The following is an 18,966-nucleotide window of genomic DNA, read 5'->3' on the forward strand; positions in this document are numbered from 1 at the left end:
TTGTGAGCAATAAATAAGGACGATTATGATTCCATCCACCACGCCCTCCATTTTGATGCAGATTCAACCTAAGATACAAAAATTCGCCGGAATGCTGGCGAGCGTTCTGCAACTGGAAGTGGAAATTGTTGATAATTCATTATGCAGGGTCGCCGGAACGGGAATTTTTGATACGCAAATTGGGCGTAAATTAAATACAAGTTCACAACTATTGCGCCACATTGTTGAGACAAAAAAGGAAAAAGTGGTTACCCACTCGCGCTTCGATCCCTTCTGCAACGGCTGCCACAGCAAAGCGAACTGCAAAGAGAAAGCCTTTATCGGCACCCCGGTTATCTATCATGGGCAGTGTGTTGGGGTGATTAGCCTGGTGGCGTTAACCCATGAGCAGCAAGTCCGTATTAATGACAATATCCAGGCCTTCTCAGATTATGTTCGCCACGTCTCGTCAATATTTGTCTCGCGTTTTCTTCAGGATCTCTCCAGCAACGATAATATTCAAAAAGTCTTTTTGACCATGATTGAATTTATGGATCAGGGCGTGCTGGTGGTCGGCCACGATCATAAAATTAAATTCGCTAACCCTTCGGCGCTGAAAATTATGGGTGCCTCCGCAGGAAATATGATTGGCAAGAGTATTCACTTTCGCCCGCTGACCTTTGAAGACCATTTCCGCCACGGCCATATGCTGCACGTCGTTTCATTCGATGATAAGAAAGAGCTTATTATCGGTCAGCTACATGCGGTTCAGGATCAGTGGTTATTTTTAATGGCCTTTCACCAGTCCCACTCATCAGCAGAATTAAGCGCCGCCCACGAGGAGCCTTTAATTGAGAGCCTGATCGGGGAGTGCCGCCCGATGCGGCAGTTGAAAAAGCTGATTCACCGCGTCGCGCCCGTCCCCTCAAGCGTGATGATTGTTGGCGAGAGCGGCACCGGCAAAGAGGTGGTCGCCAGAGCGATCCATAAACTGAGCGACCGCAGCGTCAAACCTTTTGTCGCCATCAACTGCGCGGCGATCCCTGAGCATCTGCTGGAGAGCGAGCTGTTCGGCTACGTTAAAGGCGCGTTTACCGGCGCATCGGCCAATGGCAAAACGGGACTGATTCAGGCGGCAAATCATGGCACCCTGTTTCTCGATGAGATTGGCGATATGCCATTAACCCTGCAGGTGAAGCTGCTGCGCGCTATCGAGTCGCGGGAAGTGCAGCCGGTGGGTGCCTGTCACCCGGTGCCGGTGGATATTCGTATTATCTCCGCCACCAATCAAAACCTCGCGCAGGTTATCGCCGAGGGGAAATTCCGCGAGGATCTCTACTATCGCCTGAATGTGATCCCGCTGCGCTTACCGCCGCTGCGCGAGCGTCAGGAAGATATCGAACTGCTGATCCACTACTTTCTTCATCTGCATACGCACCGGCTGGATCTGGTCTACCCGGGCGTTGCGCCAGAGGTTGTGTCCTTCCTGCAACGCTACCGCTGGCCGGGCAATATCCGCGAGCTGAGCAACCTGATGGAGTACCTGGTCAACGTCGTCCCCTCCGGCGAGATCATCGATATCTCACTTTTACCGCCCAATCTGTTGAGCAGCGACAACGTGAACGGAACCGGCGCGCATGTTACAGCAGCCGAAGGGCGGGCAGAGAGCGTTACGGCGCTGGAGGAGATGGAGCGGCAGATGATCTTTGATGCGCTCTCGCGTTACGGCAATAAAAAGCAGGCGGCGGATGTGCTGGGGATTGGTATCGCTACGCTCTATCGCAAAATTAAAAAGTATGCGCTGGAGGGGGCGTGAATAACGAGGGAAATAGTCGGGGACAGAATATCAGTATGTCCCTTCAGGAATCGAACCTTTAATCAATCTCTATTTTCCGGTACAGAAGCGAAATAACCGGGATTGCGGATGCTGACGGTATATCGCCATCGCCTGACGTTTGCTGATGATTTTCATCGTTATATATTCCTTACAGCCAGCCACGTTCGGCAAAAGACACAATATCCATCCCGCCAACCACCAGGTGGTCCAGCAGCGAATAGCAACCACCTCCAGCGCCTGTTTCAGGCGTTCTGTCATTAACCTGTCGGCCTTACTGGGTTCAGCTGACAGTAAATGAAACGTTCTCCGCCGGGACATAAAACCGCTTATGTTTCTGATGTGTTCCTTATGGCTATTGCTGTGTTTCCCACATGAAGCAAGGCTATGACTTTCTGCCCCTCTTATCTCTTTCTGATCTAAAACCATATCTTTAAAAAAGCATGGGTATTTTAATCTTCCTGATATTGATGCAAATCAATACAAGATCATCCTATTAACAATTGTCCGTTTGTTTTTACTACTGCGACATAAATGTTTTTTGTGTGCTGGGGGTAGTTCATTACACTGCCATTACATCGCAACTATTCATTAACATTTAGTAGAAAGTTCTTAAGAGTTTTCTATATAACGATTAAAGATCTGAATATTTGATCCTAATCCGATTATTATTCTATTATAGCGCGTAAATTACTTTGGTCTGAAAGTGCAGGCAGCGATAAACCGAGGGATGATGAGATGGCTGATAGTTTCCAGAATGAAGTGCCAAAGGCACCTGTTAATCTGAAGCCTGGCCTGCATACAGGGGGAGCCAGCAAGAAAACCGGGCTCCCACTGAAATTACTGGTAGCGGGCGACCTGACAGTTAAAAACACGTTGGCCGATGACGGCAGCGAAGACACCATCAGCCTGACCTGCCAGAGCATGAAAGATTTCACCCCGGAGCAGCTCTCCCGGCAAATCCCTCAGCTGCACCTTCTATACCCCGCGTTCGCTGGGGGATGTGAGTCTTGAACTCTTTGCGGTGCTGCGCTCATGAATAAATCCGAACTAAGTCAGATTGAACGTATTATTTTTATTCTGATTATCTTCGCAGTTATCGCGGGGAATGAAGACTGAAAAGATATCGAAGGTTTTGGTCACATTCATCTGGACTTTTTTTGAAGTTGTACGGTGATTTCGAAAACGGGATGCCTTTACATGACACGATCGTCAAAGTAGTAAGTTGTGTAAATACTAAAAAATTTCACGAAAGTTTTATTAACTGTATTAAAGAAAGCCATTCAATAAATGAAGGAGGAGAAAGTCATTATGGATGTCTACGGGCAAAGATATGCCATGTTCATTTCTTTCGATGCCGTAGCCGTATCGGGTATTACGGTGGAAGCGTTGAAAATTTCACAAAGTCTTAAGCAGAAAGGTATTAAGTCCTATCTTGATCTCGGTTACGATATCAAAGTCGACAAAGGCAATTTTAATAAGCCCTACGGTCATGAACACGAAATTTATCAAGATGTTTTTACGCTGACACGTATCAATGATATTACTTCTGTTCCACATTACTCCCCCGAATTCATTGATAAAATCCATGCCGTGCTGATCGGAGAAAAGCTCGCTGTATCTCCTGAGGAAAAATCAAATATTATCGCAGCCGCAGACGAATCATCACGGGCTTTAGCGGAGAGAATCGTTCTTCAGTGGGAACAATTGCAAATCTGTATCGTTATTGTTGAAAACGGTACGCTTCCTGAAAATATTATCTACACCAGAGCACTTTATCTCGCCATAGAGCAGTATGGTCGTCGTCATCAGCTTAAGAATTTCGTTATCTGGCGAGATCACGATCTGATGTGGAACAGCGAGAAAAATATTATGAAATACGGCTTGCCGCCGTACCACCATGCAATTAAGCCAGTGAAATCCCCCTTCATTAGTTACGTCACGCTGAACAACGATCTTAAAGAAAAACTGGAACACTGGTGCAAGCGGGAAGTGAATATTCACGTCGTCAAAAATACCTACAGTTTTACCCCTCAGCAGTCCCTGAAAAATATTCGCGCTTCGCTGGGTATTCCTGCACAGGATATTGTCATCGCCAGAACAACACGCATCATTCCGCAGAAACGTCTGGACCGTGACGTAGTGCTGATTCAGCGTCTTAACCACCTGTTCAGAGAGCATAACATTGATAAAACGGTGTGGTTGCTGATTGCTGGTGATACTCAAGAACATCCCGGGCATACCGCAGATCTTGAACAATTAATTCATAGGCTGGATGTCGGTGCCTGCGTGAAGTTTCTTGGCCCGCTACACCATAATTTTATGCCGATGAGCCAGGGCAAAATCACAATTGAGGATCTCTATCATTCCTGCGATGTGGTCTCATTCCTTACCTCATGGGACTACGACAGCTATGGGAATCCGATAGGCGAAGCCATCAGTAGCCACCGCTGTTACATCTCCACCCACTACGAATACTACACAGAAGTTTACGGCCAGCACGGTTTCGAAGCCCCGGTAATGAAAATATCAGATGGTGAAGACGGTCTTCCTGACGAGGATTTTATCAATGAAGTCTTTTTACTGCTGACAAATAAACCGGAAATGGATCGAATTGCCGCGAAGAATTTTGCCATTGGCAAAAGAATACTTTCTAACAACGTTATGGATATTCTTAATATAACCGCACCAGGAGTAAATATGCGCGATAACATTTTTGTCTCAGTAGTACTGCCTGTTTACAATGAAAGTGACAGGATTGATGAGGTATTAGCATCATTGTTTAACCAAAAAACTCATGGCAGATTAATTACGCATGATTCGTATGAAATAATTATTGTAGATAACAATTCTCGTGATGATTCAGTTGAGAAGATAAATCAGTTCAAAGAAAAATATCCAGCTATGGATGTTCATATTATTCAGGAGAAAATCCAGGGTGTCTCTTCGGCTCGTAAATGCGGTATGGATTATGCATCCCTGCGCTCACGTGCTCGCGATGCCCGGTTGGGCAAAAGCAATAAGCATTATATTGTCTCAGCCGATGCGGATTGCACCGTTGATCCCTACTGGTTGCATGCGCTGATAGAAAAAATGATTGCTGATGATGGCGATCTGGGCACCTGTAATTATTACTACAATCGCGATGTTTTCCTGCAGCGGCCAAATCTGTTTCGAGAAATCCAGAAAACCCTGAGCTGCCGCGACGTTTCATTCTCGCTGTTTGGTGGCTTTCCGGATGGAAAGGGCTTTGCCGTAGAGCGCGGACTCTATGAAAAAATTGGCGGAATCGAAATATTTTATCAGCTGGAAAAAGGTCGCTTTGTCGAACATCTTTCCGACGACTGGGATTTTGGTATTAAAGTTATTGCCTTTGGCGGCAAACCGGTTTATGCCAAAGAATCTTTTGTTGAAATTAACAGCCGCCGCGTGGATACCATCATTGATGACGTGATTAACGGCATTGCTTACGGCAGCGACGGCATTATTATTATGAAAGACGTTCGTCCGGACGCTTCCCTGCAAAAAAATACCCTTGTTGATCTTAATGAAGAGCAGGCCAGACAGGGATGGGAATACTCAATAAAGGATTACATTCCGAAGAATATCATTCTGCCGGTACTGCTCAATCCGCATATTTTATTAGAAAATGAGTGCGTACGAGATTTTTTCTCACCTTCAGTTGCAGATCGGCTTTATCAGCGCATTCATGCCATTAAACGCGAAATGAGCATCATCGACTTCAAACCTATTCATAGCTATAAAACGCCGGCCTATCGGCTTTACTTCGAATTCCGCCACGAGATATTTGCTGCCTTACGCAACGCGGTCGGGGAAGACATTGGCTTTGCACCGCCCCTGCCGGCCTGTTTTGAAGATGTAGCTGAAAAAGATTTCGAACGTTTTGTCTGGTATTTCTGTGAAGATCGCGAGTCCGGTGAAGCCCATAACTACTTTGCCAATGGGGGGGTATTTTGATGGATAGTGACGCTATTGCATCATTAAAAGATCTCGATCCTGCCTACCCGGTTCCGGCGGTGTACCATTTTCTTTTACAGCCTGAAAACCAGGAATTTTTGGATTATGTCCACAAAGATCCATTTGGCTGCCACGTCTTTCCTGGTGATATCGAAAACTACCCGCTCGAGTCCTTTTTTTCCGATATGGAACAGGACATTCGTGAAGCAAAACAGATCCATCTTTGGGCTTATATTCCTACCTGCCGGTATCGCTGCCATTTCTGCCAGTTCCCGACGGTTATTCTGAATCCTGAGTCAGCGTCGGCTGAGGGGATATTCCGGGATGTGGTTGATTACAATATTAAAGAAGCCAGGATGTGGCTGGAAAAAGTGCCGAGTCTGGCAAAGGCGGAAATTGGCGAGTTCAATATTTTCGGCGGCACGCCTTCCCTGCTCCCGGAGCCTGAGTTGCGCCGACTTATGGACTTCTATTACACGCATTTCAATTTCTCCGCAGCGACGCTTCGCTTTGAAGGTGAGCCTGGAACGCTGAACCGTGAATATCTCGGCATTCTGAAAGAGCTGGGCTTCAGCAAAATCAGCTTTGGAGCTCAGTCTTTTAACGATGCCATCATTGCCGCCAGTGGCCGCCAGCACACCGCCGATGAGTGTGAAGAGACCATTCGCTGTGCTCGGGAACAGGGCATCGACTGGGTAAGCGTTGATCTTATCTACGGTATGCTGGGCCAGACCGTGGATGATGTGAAATACGATATGGAACGCGCCCTGGCGCTTGATCTCTCGCATGTGGTATGTACCAAGCTACACATGGAAGAGTTCATGAAAACGCGCACCGGCGTTTCCGGAGAACGCGAAAGCCTCTGGCAAAAGAAAGGGCTTATCAGGACGAATGGTATGACCTTTCCGGGACTGGGCAAGCAATACCAAATGCGTGAGCTGATAGAGAAATACTTAAAAGAGAACTATCGCGAACACCCGACGATGTATTTCCACCAGAATCACCTCGAAGCTGAAAAATGGAAGGGGCTGATTACCGACCTCGATAAGCAATATCCTGAGGTGGCTATAGGTCTGGGCGGCAGTTCAAAATGCACCCGCGCTGAAGCCATTAATATCACCCACTATAAACAATATAAGCAGTACCTCGATGAGGGCCGCCTGCCGATTGAAAAAAGCCATGGCATCTCGCCCGGGCAGCGCGAAGTGAACGCTTTCAAAATGGCGCTCTCCACGCTGATCCCGGTTGATGACAGCGTATTCTCGAAACGCTTTGGCGGTAAAAGCTTTTTAAAAAACAACATCATCAAAACCACGCTGGAAAAGCTGCAGGAGAAAAAGCTGGTAGTTATCGAGCAGGGTGTAGTTACTCTGACGCCAGTAGGCACGACGCTTGTAGAAGCGATCATTAATACCCAATTCACCTCAACCGATGCCGGGCAGGAGTAAACCATGAACCATTCTTCAACCTCGCCGGTCTTCAGCCTCTATTATATCGCCATCGACACTGAAGCTGGCATTACTCCGCAGGCGTTTGAAACGTTTGTCCGGAACAAAGGTGTGCATATTCCCTGCTACCCGGGCTGGAGCTGGACGCTGCTTCGTGGGCTGCGCGGTGAACGTGCCGGCCAATATCTGATGTTGTTTGAAATTGAAAGTGCAGAATTGCGTGACCGCTACCTGACCGCCGACGGCAACCAGACAGCGCTTGCCCGTCAGTTCTGGCTACAACATCCTGAGGCAGAAACGCTGCTGGCTGAATGGCGTGGCTATGGCACCTTCAGCGAGTTACCAACGCTGTTCACCGATTATCGCCTGCTGGCTGAGAATAAAAAAAGCACCGTTCTGCCCGGGCCCCGCTATCAGCATCAGCCCCCTGTTGCGAGGGTAATTGGTATTCACAATCTCGCGCTGCGCCCGAACATCAGTGCAGAGCAGTTCGAAAGTTTCATTGCAGATAATCATCACCGTATTGAAGATTATCCCGACTGGAAATTCCGGCTGTTAAAAGGAGAACGCGGTAACCGGCTCGATCAATATGTGGTTCTGATGGAAATCGCCAGCCTGGACGCGCTGGATGTCTTTTATCCCGAACCGGATATTGCCACGGATGAAGCGGCTAAGTTTGCCAAAGCGCACCGGGATACCAAACAAATGTACGAAGAGTGGAAAAAACTGGCGTCATTTTCCGGGTCACCGCAAATTTATACCGACTATATCTCGGTAGCTGAAAACCTTAATTAATCATTATTGGAATACGTGTCTGAAGGACCAGACACGATACAGAAGCATATTCATTCGCCATAAAACGTGCAATGAATTAACAGAGATGAGTTGCTAACTTACTATGGATATTAATTCAACACCTTCCCTGGCGTATATTCAGTCACGGGAGCAGAATGCTACACGCGCTATATTTTTTATTGCCGGGCTAGCGATGTCATCCTGGGCTCCGCTGATTCCCTTTGTTAAAACACGGCTTAATCTTAACGATAGTACTTTGGGGTTGCTGCTATTTTGCATTGCCGCTGGTTCAATGTTAATTATGCCATTTATCGGCAGTATAATTAAAAAATTTGGCTGTCGCCGCCTGATTATTCTTGGCGTGTTGGGACTTGCTGTTGATTTACCGCTGCTGATGCTATTTGACCAGCGCAGTACAATGGTGATGTCATTGCTGCTGTTCGGCATGTTTAACGGCATGCTCGATGTCGCGATGAACGCCCACGCCGTTGTTGTTGAGCAGGAAAGCGGGCAGGCGAAAATGTCCGGCTTCCATGGATTTTATAGTATCGGTAGTATCGTCGGGGCGGGAAGTGTCAGTCTCTTCCTGTGGCTTGATGTAACGCCTCTGCTTTCCGTTTGCGCTATCTCCGTTTTGTTGGCTCTGCTTCTCGCGACCTATTCCCGCTACATTTTGCCGAAACAGAGCGATGCAACAGGCGGCAAATGCGAAACGCTTCGCGTATTGTGTCATCCTCCCGTTCTGATTATCGCGGTTCTCTGTTTTTTTGTCTTTATGCTCGAAGGCGCAATGCTGGACTGGTCGGCGGTCTTCATGACGTCAGAGCGGGGGATGAGCGTTTCGCTTGCGGGCTTCGGCTACACTCTCTATTCCATCACTGTTGCTCTTGGACGCCTGAGCGGTGACCGGCTGGCTGGCTCTCTGGGTAGCAAATCTCTGCTGTTGCTCGGTTGTACGATTGCCTGCGCAGGAATTGTGTTACTCGTCTTTACACGCTGGGGCGCGTTGCCTGGGTTTATCCTGGTAGGGGCGGGACTGTCCAACATCATCCCGATCCTCTTCACGTTAGCCGGAAACCAGCCGGATATTTCACCCGATTTTGCTATCCCTGCCGTCACGCTTTTCGGATACAGCGGCCTGCTTGCCGGGCCTGCTCTTATCGGCTTTATCGCCCACTATATCGGACTCACTATCACCTTCAGCGGCGCACTGTTACTGCTTTTTCTTGTGGCATTCGGTTCGCAGCTTGTTTCTCGTCAGCGTTAACTAAACAGGAATTTTTATGAGTCAATCTTCATCAGCAGTTTTCAGTCTCCACTATGTTGGCCTTAACCTGAAAAAGGGTGTCACCGAAGAGACATTTGAAACGTTTTTACAGGAGAAGGGTGTGCATATTCCAGCTTATCCCGGCTGGCGATGGACCCTACTTAAGGGCCTGCGTGGCGAACGTCAGAACCAATATTTGATGTTGTACGAGGCGGAGAATGCCGAATGCTACGCGCGCTACATTGATGAACACGGTGAGCAAACTGAGCAGGCCCGCGCGTTCTGGCGCGACCATCCTGAAGGTGTGGAGCTGATCGGCACCTGGAAGACCTTCGCAACATTTGGTGAATTGCCCACTATTTTCTCGACCTACAGGCTACTGGCTGAAAATGAACATAGTTCCCTGGCAGAAGGAGCAAATTATCAGCGTCGGGAGGGACGGGAACCGGTCAAACGCGTCGTTGGTCTGCATAATCTGGCGTTGCGTTCAGGTGTTTCGTCTCAGACCTTTGATGACTTTATCCTTAACAACGTCCACCGGATTGACGATTATCCCGGGTGGAAATTCCATATGCTCAAAGGTACGGGCGGTAACCGCATTGAGCAGTACCTGGTAATGCTGGAGATTGAAAGCCTGGCATCGCTCAACTCTTTCCATCCCGGGCTGGACGTTTCCACTGAAAAATCACTGCAGTTCGTTAAAGAACACCAGGAAAGCGAAAGGATGTACGACGAATGGCGCGAGCTGGCCTCTTTTTCTGGTGCACCGCAGCTATATACTGACTACATAACTATTGCTGGTAGCCTCTAGCCTGGTATTCCCCTTCTCCTGACAGAGAAGGGGTACTTCACGACGAAAGCAGTTTTTCCGTCGTTTCCCCCATTTTCGATATCAAAGATCGAACACGGGAATACCTGAAGTATTGCATTAACGGCAATAACCATTGATATGCACAGTATGAACCGGGGAAATTGCACCATTTTCCACTGGACTGGTCCGCATTTCGATTACCGCTTTATTTCACTGAAAGAGATGTGAAAGCGCTAACTGAGCAAATGAATAGTTTGCACACTATAAAAAATTTTGGGGGCCTCGTTTTTCATTGAACAGGATAAGCCCCCATTAAGGCCCCCAGGTGTTTATTGATTCACCTTGATATGGGTAGACATCAGTTGACTTCGCATAGCCAGAATAGAGGGTTTATCACTGGTTATAAGAGGGTTTTATTGAATTTGGTAGATGCCAGGCGAGGTGTGTATGGTGTCCCCTGCAGGAATCGAACCTGCAACTAGCCCTTAGGAGGGGCTCGTTATATCCATTTAACTAAGGGGACGCAGAGCGGGGCCGTGAATTGGCGTGCGTATGCTACCGTAACTGCTTGCTGCGCTTCAAGGTTTTTGTTCTTTTGTTTTGGCGTGGGGCGATATTGCGTAGGGGCAGGATGCCATCCTGAGATGGCATCCCTCTGTTCAGGCTTTTTTTAATAAGTATTTTCTGAACAGTGAGCTGAGCTTTTTCTCTAACAAATAGTATGAAATAACGGCAAAGATAAATGAGAGGATCACCGCGAGAATAAACAGCATTAAACCGCCCCATGCAGATTGATTATGGTGCAGAGCTTTGCCGAGCAGTGATTTCGCGCGGTAGTGAACAAGATAAAGTGAGAAAGAAATTTTCCCGGTATAGAGCACCGGCTTCGGTGCCCAAAAAGCGTATTGCGCTTCGTGGTTGGTCAGAGAAAAAACAAGGGCAAAGGCGGCGAGAATATAACCGAGGCCGCCGATCTTGCTGTAATGGGTTAACAGAATAAAGAGAAACAGCGCGAAGCTGAGCACGATTAAGGCAATGCTGACGCCTTTTCCGTAAGCGATCTTTTTATTCACCACCAGCCAGCCGATAAAGGTGCCGACAAGAAATTCCAGCATCAAACTGTTGGTGAGAGTGGCGAGATACCCCGGATAGTTATAGTGGTTTGAGGGCGAAATCGCCACGTTGTGCAGCCAGGCAGGTATGGCGACCGCCAGTGCCACAGTCATAAACAGCACACTGTTTTTGCGTGTTTTAAACAACATGCAGAGGGTAAACAGCGTGTAGAAAATAAATTCGTAGTTGAGCGTCCAGCCAACAAACAGTTTGGCGACGCCAAACCAGGGCGCGATTTGCGTCGTGTCTAACGGAATAAACAGCAGTGAAGTGGCGGTTTGCATCCACGACTCAACGCTACTGCCAGCCACCAACAGCGTAATGGCGAAATAGGGCGGGAAGACACGGCAAAAGCGCTTAATAAAAAAGAGCTTTGCAGAGGATAAACCGCCATTATCGTCGCGGGTGATGTAGTAAATAATAAACCCGCTGATAACGAAAAAGAGGTCGACGCCGATATCACCATTGAGAAATAGCCGATCGCCCCAGCCCTGAAATGACTGATTAATAAAGCTTTTAAAATGAAAGCACATCACTATTACCGCAGCGAATGCCCTCAATGCCTGTATTGAATAGAAATTTCTATCAGTCATCACATCATCCATATTTTATGAGTTTTTACTGCCACGTGTTTTTTTATTGTGATGTCGCTAACACGCATTTTTAGTGTCGTTAAGTCAATCTAAAACCAAGGCTAAATGCCCGAAGAGAAGCAAACCTCCCCACCATTACCGCGTAGGGAGGCTAAAAATTACAATGAAACCTTTTCTACATGACCTTCAGGAATATGGCCGTAATACCAGTGCTCGCCATTGATTTCCGTTGATTTCAGCTTCTCTGCCGCGAGGGTACGGCGCGCGTGACCCACTTCAACAGTAACCGGCTGAGTAATCGGCTGCGGGCTAATGATGATTAAATCACCCTGCGCGTTGCTGTAGGCGGTGATATTGTCCGCAACCCGGATAACCTCACCATTGGCGATAGCGGAGTAATCAAAGTCCACCGTTTCGCGGTAAACATTATCAACACCAAAATATTCGCCGTAGACTTCAGGATCGTGGAACAGGCCAAACTGACCGCCGCTGTTCTGCATTTTAATAAAGTAATAATCTGGAATGGTGATCTCTCTGTTTCCCTGCGCGGACTCTTTTTCGATAATGCTCATCCGCACCTGCTCTTGCAGCGCAATACGCGTGTAGCTTTTATGCATCAGCGTCCAGGACCAGGCGAAAGTGCCCGCGCACAGCAGGGTGATAATCGTTGTGCAAATAACGGCTTTTCTGACGCCGCTCATTAAAATGCCGTAGGCGATAAAAGCGATGGTCAACAGGAAAAACATAAAGGTGCCGTTGACGACCCGGTCCGGATAGGAGGGCGAGGCGAACATAATCAGCACCGTGCCGACGCCAAAAATTGCGGTCAGGATAGCCGGCAGCACCGTGCGACGAGTAATTTTCGCTTTCACCTCTTTATTAAAGAGAATAACCAGCACCAACAGCAGCAGCACAACGTAGCTAATCCAGATTAATGCCAGATGATTGTGTACCCGCTCGGTTAAGTGAATGGTAATACGCTCCAGCAGCGGTTTGCCGTACCAGTAGGTTTTACTGGCCGCACGCACAAAATTACCCGGGGAAAAGATCAACGTACAGGAGCCAGCCAGCGCTGAAAGGGCATAGATGATTTTGTTTTTGGCTACCGATTTCGCCGTGACCATTTCATAGCCAATAGCGACCAGCACGAGAAGCACCACAAAAGGCGACACGCTCTCATTCGAGCAGCCCGCCATAAAAGCGAGCACCATCAGTAATGGATTAATGGTTTTAATATTATCGACGGTGATGCGGTAGAGATAAAAAATCCACGCGGCGACAAACAGGTTTGTCCAGAGATAGTTGGCCGCGCCGACCAGCCAGAAGGTGGTCTGCCCTAAGTTGGGGTTAGCAATCCAGTAGGTGCAGAAGACCAACGGCAGCAAAATATTATCGCTTTTTTGCCAGCGCAGGGTTTTGCCCGGCGTTTTGGCAATGAAATAACAGAAAGCCAAAGCTGCAAACGCGGTTGAAAAAGCGTAGACAAATTGCGACCGGGTGAAGAGGATCAGCGAACTGGCATAATCTGCCACGATCCTACCGCTCCAGGTCATATAGTGATGATAATGACTGGCAGGGGAGATACCCAACAGATAGTAGCGGTAATCATCTGAGTGAATCGGCGTTAGCCACTCAATGGCGAACAGGCTCGCAAAGGCGAGCGCAATAAGCAGAGCTTTATAAGATTTCTCTAACATAGTAATTAACGTTCCAGGTTTCTTTTTCTGTTCTTAATAAGATAACGCGGTCTCTTTTTCACTTCGGTATAAACGCGTCCCATATATTCGCCAAGAATACCGATGCCGATAAGCTGAATACCGCCTAAAAAGAGGATCGCCGTCATCAAAGAGGGATAACCGGGTACCGGATTTCCCCATAACAACTTATCGATCACCATCCAGATGGCGTAGAAAAAGGAGAGCAACGAGACGCTAAGCCCGATATAGGTCCAGATACGCAGCGGGAAGGTGGAGAAACTGGTGATGCCATCAAGCGCAAGATTCCACAGCTTCCAGCCGTTGAATTTTGACTTACCGGCCACGCGGTCAGCGCGAATATATTCAACAATATCGGTGTTACCGCCAACCCACGAAAGGATGCCTTTCATAAACAGATTCCGTTCGGAAAGCAGTTTGATATTTTCGACGACCTCCCGGGACATCAGCCGAAAATCACCAACGTTCTCTTCTATCTGCGGATAGCTGATTTTATTGTGCAGCTTATAAAACCACTCTGCTGATTTGCGCTTCATTCGGCCATCGGTTGAGCGGTCGCTGCGCTTGGCCAGCACCATATCGGCACCCGCCTGCCACTTCGCAATCAGATGGGGGATGACCTCAACCGGATCCTGCAAATCGACATCCATCGGAATAATGGCCTCTCCCGTCGCGTGCTCAAGCCCGGCAAATAACGCCGGCTCTTTGCCGAAATTACGCGTGAAAGATAACGGTACGACAAGCGGATCGGAGAGCGCGAGAGTATTAATAATGGTTTCAGTGGCATCTTTGCTGCCATCATTAATAAAAACCAGCTCAACGGTATAGGGCTTTAACGCGTCAAAGCCGCGCACCGTTTTATAAAAGATGGGTATCGCCTCTTCTTCATTAAAGACGGGAACCACCAAAGAGATCTTCATTTCGCATCCCTGAAAACAATTAACTTTGACCAGGCGAAGCCGCACACCAGACTGATAGCGGAAAAGAGAATCAGCGTCACGATAGGCGGCATGCCGGAGCTATCGGCCAGCCAGCCAACGGCAACGCTCAGCATGCCCATAAATCCGACATACATCAGATAACGCCCGGCGGTCGTTGATGATTTGAAGGTGAATCTCGCATTAGCGAAAAAGCTGAAACTGACCGCCACAATAAAGCCGGCAAGGTTAGCCAGCGCCTGGCGCGTGGAGAAACCATAAACGCACAGACAAAAAATAAGCCAGTGCAGGGCGGTATTTAATAAACCAATAGAGGCGTAGGTAGAAAATCGTTTAAACATAATTCTGAGCAATGAGTCGCTGATGGCGCGAGTGTAGCAGACAACCCCTGGAAGGTCATTAAAGGGCGCCAGTCCGCGAAAACCAGCGCTCATTGCTCAATGTGATATATCACCGCAATTTATCAGTCGCTGACAAATTACGCTTCACCACGCGCCTGCTTCTCCTCTTTCGCTTTGGCTTTCGCCTCCGCTTTGCGGGCGGTGCTCATATCGTTGCGGATCTGCGCATGGCTGAGCAGGGCGAAAATAAAGGTGCCGCCGCAAATATTCCCGGCGAGGGTCGGCAGGGCGAAAGGCCAGAGGAATTCGCTCCAGTGCAGCGAGCCATTAAACACCAGGTAGAAGATCTCTACAGCACCGACGACGATATGGGTGGTGTCGCCGAGCGCGATAAGCCAGGTCATCAGAATAATCACCACCAGTTTTGACGCTCCCGCCGCCGGGAACATCCATACCATGGTGGCGATGATCCAGCCGGAGATAATCGCATTGGAGAACATCTCCAGCGGCGTGTTCTTCATCACATCCATGCCAATTTTGACAAAGGCATCGCGCGTTGGCTCATCGAAGATCGGCATATACTCAAAGGCAAAGGCGGCCACGGCGGTACCGACCAGGTTCCCGAGCAGCACCACGCCCCACAGGCGCCCGAGCAGGCCCATATTTTTCCAGCTTGGGTTTTGCATCACCGGCAGAACGGCGGTGACGGTGTTCTCAGTAAAGAGCTGCTGACGCGCCATGATGACGATAATAAAACCGAAGGTGTAACCGAGGTTCTCCAGCAAAAATCCGCCGGGAATCCCCTCCAGCTGGACATGAAAAATGCCCTTTGCCAGTAACGATGCGCCCATCGATAAGCCTGCGGCAATCGCTGACCAGAAGAGCGCCATTGCGTCGCGCTCCATCTCTTTTTCACCATCCTGGCGAATATGTTCATGGATCGCCATCGCCCGCGAGGGCAGACGCTCTTCATCAACCTCTATCTCCTCGCCGCGCTGCTTCTCTTCGCTTTCGACTTTCATATCATCGCTGTGCTGGTCGATCTTCTCTTCTTCTATTTTGTCCACGAAGGCCTCACTTCATTGATTTTTGTGCGTTAAGCGTAGCGGCTTTCTCCCCGTATTCAGGGCGGTATCCTCCGAAATTATAGTGAAGAGCAAAAAAGGCGATAGATTGCCTGGAAACAATGTATAAGATTATTAACACGCCGCACCGGCAACTGCGGCTATGCTGAAGTGAATCACACAGACCACGACATAGACATCATAAGACGCGCTGTTACAATGCGTTGCATTTTGATGAATGGCCTCGAAGAAGGCCGTATTCTGCAGGGAGAGAATGATGAAATACCGCCTGTCGGCGCTTGCGCTGGCCACCACTGTGCTGGTCGGCTGCGCCAGCTCGAACGAGACGCAAGGGCGCTCGGACCCGTTAGAAGGGTTTAACCGCACCATGTATAACTTCAACTTCAATGTGCTGGATCCCTATGTTGTCAGACCGGTTGCCGTTGCCTGGCGTGATTATGTGCCGCAGCCGGCGCGTAACGGGTTGAGCAACTTCACCAGTAACCTTGAAGAGCCGGCAGTGATGGCGAACTACTTCCTGCAGGGCAACCCTTATCAGGGGATGGTTCACTTCACCCGCTTCTTCCTTAATACCGTACTGGGGATGGGTGGCTTAATGGATGTGGCCGGAATGTCCAACCCGAAACTGCAGCGCGAAGAGCCGCACCGGTTTGGTAGCACGCTGGGTCACTACGGCATGGGTTACGGCCCGTATGTGCAACTGCCGTTCTATGGCAGCTTCACCCTGCGTGAAGATGGCGGCGATATGGCGGATACACTCTATCCGGTGCTCTCCTGGCTCACCTGGCCGCTCTCCGTCGGTAAATGGACGGTTGAAGGCATCGAATCGCGCGCCCAGCTTCTCGACTCCGACGGCCTGCTGCGCCAGTCCTCCGATCCCTACATCCTTGTGCGTGAAGCCTACTTCCAGCGCCATGACTTTATCGCCAACGGCGGTAAGCTGAAACCGCAGGAGAACCCGAATGCGCAGGCGATTGAGGGTGATTTAAAAGATATCGACTCGGAATAAGAGCCAATAAAAAAGGTGAGCCAGAAGCTCACCTTTTTTTATCCCTACGCGCTTATCAGAAGGCGTAGTTGAAGTTGGCACCATACAGCCAGGCGCGACCTTCAGATTTGAAAGTATATTGCCCTTCGGTGAACTTCACTTTCTGACCGTGCATATAGGAGACGCCGACATCCACTGATGCATCTTTATTAAATGCATAGGTTGCACCGGTGCTCAGCCAGAAGCGATCCTGGTCCGGAATGGAGATAGAGCGTTTATCGGCAGGAACCGGGCTGTCATCAAAGGCGATACCGCCGCGGAAGGTCCAGTTATCATCCATGTAATAGGTAGTACCGAGCGCGATACGGTAGGCGTCTTTAAAGCCCTCTTCTTTATAGAAGAGCTGCTGACCCTGGCTACCCGTCGCTTTCAACTGCTGGAACTGACTCCAGCTGGTGTAAGCCAGGCTGTAGTGGATCGCCCACTGCGGATCGACACGGTTATAACCTGACACTTCCCACATTTCCGGCAGATTCAGCGTCAGCGAGCCAGGAATGGTGGCACCGCCGGTGGCGACAGGCAGGCCTTGTAGACCCAGTCGTTGACCGACTGCGTTAACCGCCAGCGGCAGGTTGCTCTTATAGTCGCCGTCGAAATCAACTTTCACTTCTGAACGGTAGGTCAGACCCCAGCGGTTATTTTTATCCAGCTCATACAGGATACCGGCGTTCCAGCCGAAGCCCCACTCGTCGCCTTTCAGATGCGCAATCTGCGTATCAGGCGGGATCAGTCGGCTGAGACCAAAAGTATTGCCGGTGCTGGCATCAATCTGCTGCGGCAGATCGCCCGCGTAGCGTTCAATTTTCGCGCGTGCATATACCGCGTCAAAACCGAGGCCGAAGCTCCAGTTGTTATTAAGACGGTATGCGCCACTAAGGTTAAGGTTCAGCGTTTCGAGATCGGTTTTACCGCCCACGGAGCCAGCTGAATAGTTGTTGTTGAACTCTGTCGCCAGGCCGTAGTTGGAGGTGACGGATGCGCCCCAGCCAAACTGATCGTTAATCGGCGCAACAAAGTGCAGGTTCGGCACCCATGCTGTTGGTGCGATGTTGTCCTGGCTGGCGTTATTGAAACGAGAGCTGCCGGTGACATCCACACCCGGATCGACAAACACCGCGCCGCCAGAGAAGGTCGGGCGATCAAACATGGTGATCAGTGCCGGGTTACGGCTGGCATTGCCTGCATCATCAGCAATTGCGCCTTCACCAGAGTAAGCGCGACCGAGGCCGGAGGCGGAAAATTCGTTGAGTTGAAAGCCTGCGGACCAGGCCTGGGTAGAAACGAGTGCCACTGCGACTGCCAGAGCAGACTTGGTAAAACGGGTTTTCTGGCTCATGACCATAACCTCATTCGAAGCGAGTTATTTTTATACAAACTTTCTTACGCCTTGTTAAAGAAGCGCGAAGTGTAGGGTCTGAGCTACCGCAGAGAAATCAGACCAGTGGCGAGAGTATAGGTCTGACCAGAACTAATGTTGCAAGTATGTAATCAAGATTTTTCAATTGTGATCTCCGAAACGGGATCTGCGTGGCAAATTTGGCCGTAGCACGGATCCCCGTTTTCGGTAGTTTTTGTTTTAGATCATTTTTAATTGTGATTTCGGTCACTTAAGGCCGTTCCGGCGATTAACGACTGGAGCGCCCCTGCGCGGCGGCGTAAAATATGTGCAATCTTGACCTGGCACCCAGGGTGCGAATTTAGAGGAAATCTTCTATGAGTAAATGCAGTGCTGATGAAACCCCGGTTTGCTGCTGTATGGATGTCGGAACCATTATGGACAACTCCGACTGTACCGCCTCCTACAGCCGCGTATTCGCTAACCGCGCCGAAGCAGAAGAGACGCTGGCGGCACTGAGCGCCAAAGCACGCAGCGTTGAGTCTGAACCATGCGAAATTACCCCGACTTTCACCGAGGTGGCAGAGGGCGTTCAGCTGGATATCGATTTTGTTTTCGCCTGCGAAGCGGAAACCCTGATTTTCCAGCTCAGTCTGCGCTAAACCCCGCTCTCAACGCTCCCCTC

Annotated in this window: 14 protein-coding genes, 1 tRNA gene and 5 pseudogenes; 11 read left to right on the forward strand and 9 right to left on the reverse strand. The window is 49.3% G+C overall.

Translation table 11 applies throughout. The features are described from left to right. The first annotated feature begins 25 nt into the window (after positions 1-25). Complete coding sequence (locus tag N7V53_RS07540) at positions 26-1,795, forward strand: sigma-54-dependent Fis family transcriptional regulator (RefSeq protein WP_279792958.1); 1,770 nt, start codon at positions 26-28, stop codon at positions 1,793-1,795. 72 nt (positions 1,796-1,867) lie between these two features. Here the strand turns inward: N7V53_RS07540 and N7V53_RS07545 are convergent. Next, positions 1,868-1,951, reverse strand: a pseudogene (locus N7V53_RS07545) (DUF987 family protein); the annotation flags it as partial. Between the two features lie 13 nt (positions 1,952-1,964). Beyond that, positions 1,965-2,101, reverse strand: a pseudogene (locus tag N7V53_RS07550) (JAB domain-containing protein); the annotation flags it as partial. Between the two features lie 450 nt (positions 2,102-2,551). On the opposite strand from N7V53_RS07550, the pseudogene N7V53_RS07555 reads away from it, so the two are divergent. The 8 genes and pseudogenes from N7V53_RS07555 to N7V53_RS07590 all read left to right on the forward strand — a co-directional run. Continuing rightward, positions 2,552-2,785: pseudogene (locus N7V53_RS07555) on the forward strand (type VI secretion system contractile sheath small subunit); the annotation flags it as partial. Then, positions 2,781-2,852, forward strand: a pseudogene (locus N7V53_RS07560) (hypothetical protein); the annotation flags it as partial. The pseudogenes N7V53_RS07555 and N7V53_RS07560, both read left to right, overlap by 5 nt. Positions 2,853-2,884: 32 nt before the next feature. Next, positions 2,885-3,099, forward strand: a pseudogene (locus N7V53_RS07565) (transposase family protein); the annotation flags it as partial. A gap of 25 nt (positions 3,100-3,124) precedes the next feature. Further along, positions 3,125-5,791, forward strand: coding sequence for a glycosyltransferase (locus tag N7V53_RS07570; RefSeq protein WP_279792959.1), 2,667 nt, complete (start codon positions 3,125-3,127; stop codon positions 5,789-5,791). Continuing rightward, complete coding sequence (locus tag N7V53_RS07575) at positions 5,791-7,239, forward strand: radical SAM protein (RefSeq protein ID WP_279792960.1); 1,449 nt, start codon at positions 5,791-5,793, stop codon at positions 7,237-7,239. The genes N7V53_RS07570 and N7V53_RS07575 overlap by 1 nt, the downstream gene beginning before the upstream one ends. A gap of 3 nt (positions 7,240-7,242) precedes the next feature. Further along, positions 7,243-8,034 carry a hypothetical protein gene (locus tag N7V53_RS07580; RefSeq protein WP_279792961.1) on the forward strand — a complete coding sequence of 264 codons (792 nt, stop codon included), beginning with the start codon at positions 7,243-7,245 and terminating at the stop codon, positions 8,032-8,034. A 103-nt stretch (positions 8,035-8,137) separates the two neighbouring features. Then, positions 8,138-9,301 carry an MFS transporter gene (locus tag N7V53_RS07585; protein ID WP_279792962.1) on the forward strand — a complete coding sequence of 388 codons (1,164 nt, stop codon included), beginning with the start codon at positions 8,138-8,140 and terminating at the stop codon, positions 9,299-9,301. A 16-nt stretch (positions 9,302-9,317) separates the two neighbouring features. Further along, positions 9,318-10,112 (forward strand): hypothetical protein, encoded by a 795-nt coding sequence (locus N7V53_RS07590; RefSeq protein ID WP_279792963.1) that lies wholly within the window; start codon positions 9,318-9,320, stop codon positions 10,110-10,112. A gap of 448 nt (positions 10,113-10,560) precedes the next feature. Here N7V53_RS07590 and N7V53_RS07595 read toward each other — a convergent pair. From N7V53_RS07595 to N7V53_RS07620, 6 genes are all read right to left on the reverse strand, one after another. Continuing rightward, positions 10,561-10,635, reverse strand: a tRNA-Arg gene (locus N7V53_RS07595). A 136-nt stretch (positions 10,636-10,771) separates the two neighbouring features. After that, positions 10,772-11,830, reverse strand: a complete 1,059-nt coding sequence (locus tag N7V53_RS07600; RefSeq protein ID WP_347882216.1) for an acyltransferase — start codon at positions 11,828-11,830, stop codon at positions 10,772-10,774. A 146-nt stretch (positions 11,831-11,976) separates the two neighbouring features. Continuing rightward, positions 11,977-13,515 carry a DUF6056 family protein gene (locus tag N7V53_RS07605; RefSeq protein ID WP_279792965.1) on the reverse strand — a complete coding sequence of 513 codons (1,539 nt, stop codon included), beginning with the start codon at positions 13,513-13,515 and terminating at the stop codon, positions 11,977-11,979. Between the two features lie 5 nt (positions 13,516-13,520). Further along, positions 13,521-14,453 carry a glycosyltransferase family 2 protein gene (locus tag N7V53_RS07610; protein ID WP_279792966.1) on the reverse strand — a complete coding sequence of 311 codons (933 nt, stop codon included), beginning with the start codon at positions 14,451-14,453 and terminating at the stop codon, positions 13,521-13,523. Next, positions 14,450-14,812: a GtrA family protein gene (locus N7V53_RS07615; RefSeq protein WP_279792967.1), complete on the reverse strand. Its 363-nt coding sequence runs from the start codon at positions 14,810-14,812 to the stop codon at positions 14,450-14,452. The genes N7V53_RS07610 and N7V53_RS07615 overlap by 4 nt, the downstream gene beginning before the upstream one ends. A gap of 137 nt (positions 14,813-14,949) precedes the next feature. After that, positions 14,950-15,879 (reverse strand): formate/nitrite transporter family protein, encoded by a 930-nt coding sequence (locus N7V53_RS07620; RefSeq protein WP_279792968.1) that lies wholly within the window; start codon positions 15,877-15,879, stop codon positions 14,950-14,952. Positions 15,880-16,153: 274 nt separating this feature from the next. Between N7V53_RS07620 and mlaA the strand changes: the two genes are divergently transcribed. Then, positions 16,154-16,906, forward strand: a complete 753-nt coding sequence (mlaA, locus tag N7V53_RS07625; RefSeq protein ID WP_023479799.1) for a phospholipid-binding lipoprotein MlaA — start codon at positions 16,154-16,156, stop codon at positions 16,904-16,906. A 55-nt stretch (positions 16,907-16,961) separates the two neighbouring features. On the opposite strand, the gene fadL is transcribed toward mlaA, so the two are convergent. Continuing rightward, positions 16,962-18,281 (reverse strand): long-chain fatty acid transporter FadL, encoded by a 1,320-nt coding sequence (fadL, locus tag N7V53_RS07630; protein WP_124967735.1) that lies wholly within the window; start codon positions 18,279-18,281, stop codon positions 16,962-16,964. 377 nt (positions 18,282-18,658) lie between these two features. Between fadL and N7V53_RS07635 the strand changes: the two genes are divergently transcribed. Beyond that, positions 18,659-18,943 carry a YfcZ/YiiS family protein gene (locus N7V53_RS07635; RefSeq protein WP_279792969.1) on the forward strand — a complete coding sequence of 95 codons (285 nt, stop codon included), beginning with the start codon at positions 18,659-18,661 and terminating at the stop codon, positions 18,941-18,943. Positions 18,944-18,966: the final 23 nt, after the last annotated feature.

The organism is Kosakonia sp. HypNH10 (genome assembly GCF_029850615.1).
GTDB lineage: Bacteria > Pseudomonadota > Gammaproteobacteria > Enterobacterales > Enterobacteriaceae > Kosakonia > Kosakonia cowanii.

Bases quoted from the DNA above. Each gene is read 5' to 3' on its own strand.
- N7V53_RS07540 (WP_279792958.1), top strand. From the start codon at position 26: ATGATTCCATCCACCACGCCCTCCATTTTGATGCAGATTCAACCTAAG.
- N7V53_RS07570 (WP_279792959.1), top strand. From the start codon at position 3,125: ATGGATGTCTACGGGCAAAGATATGCCATGTTCATTTCTTTCGATGCC.
- N7V53_RS07575 (WP_279792960.1), top strand. From the start codon at position 5,791: ATGGATAGTGACGCTATTGCATCATTAAAAGATCTCGATCCTGCCTAC.
- N7V53_RS07580 (WP_279792961.1), top strand. From the start codon at position 7,243: ATGAACCATTCTTCAACCTCGCCGGTCTTCAGCCTCTATTATATCGCC.
- N7V53_RS07585 (WP_279792962.1), top strand. From the start codon at position 8,138: ATGGATATTAATTCAACACCTTCCCTGGCGTATATTCAGTCACGGGAG.
- N7V53_RS07590 (WP_279792963.1), top strand. From the start codon at position 9,318: ATGAGTCAATCTTCATCAGCAGTTTTCAGTCTCCACTATGTTGGCCTT.
- N7V53_RS07600 (WP_347882216.1), bottom strand. From the start codon at position 11,830: ATGGATGATGTGATGACTGATAGAAATTTCTATTCAATACAGGCATTG.
- N7V53_RS07605 (WP_279792965.1), bottom strand. From the start codon at position 13,515: ATGTTAGAGAAATCTTATAAAGCTCTGCTTATTGCGCTCGCCTTTGCG.
- N7V53_RS07610 (WP_279792966.1), bottom strand. From the start codon at position 14,453: ATGAAGATCTCTTTGGTGGTTCCCGTCTTTAATGAAGAAGAGGCGATA.
- N7V53_RS07615 (WP_279792967.1), bottom strand. From the start codon at position 14,812: ATGTTTAAACGATTTTCTACCTACGCCTCTATTGGTTTATTAAATACC.
- mlaA (WP_023479799.1), top strand. From the start codon at position 16,154: ATGAAATACCGCCTGTCGGCGCTTGCGCTGGCCACCACTGTGCTGGTC.
- fadL (WP_124967735.1), bottom strand. From the start codon at position 18,281: ATGAGCCAGAAAACCCGTTTTACCAAGTCTGCTCTGGCAGTCGCAGTG.
- N7V53_RS07635 (WP_279792969.1), top strand. From the start codon at position 18,659: ATGAGTAAATGCAGTGCTGATGAAACCCCGGTTTGCTGCTGTATGGAT.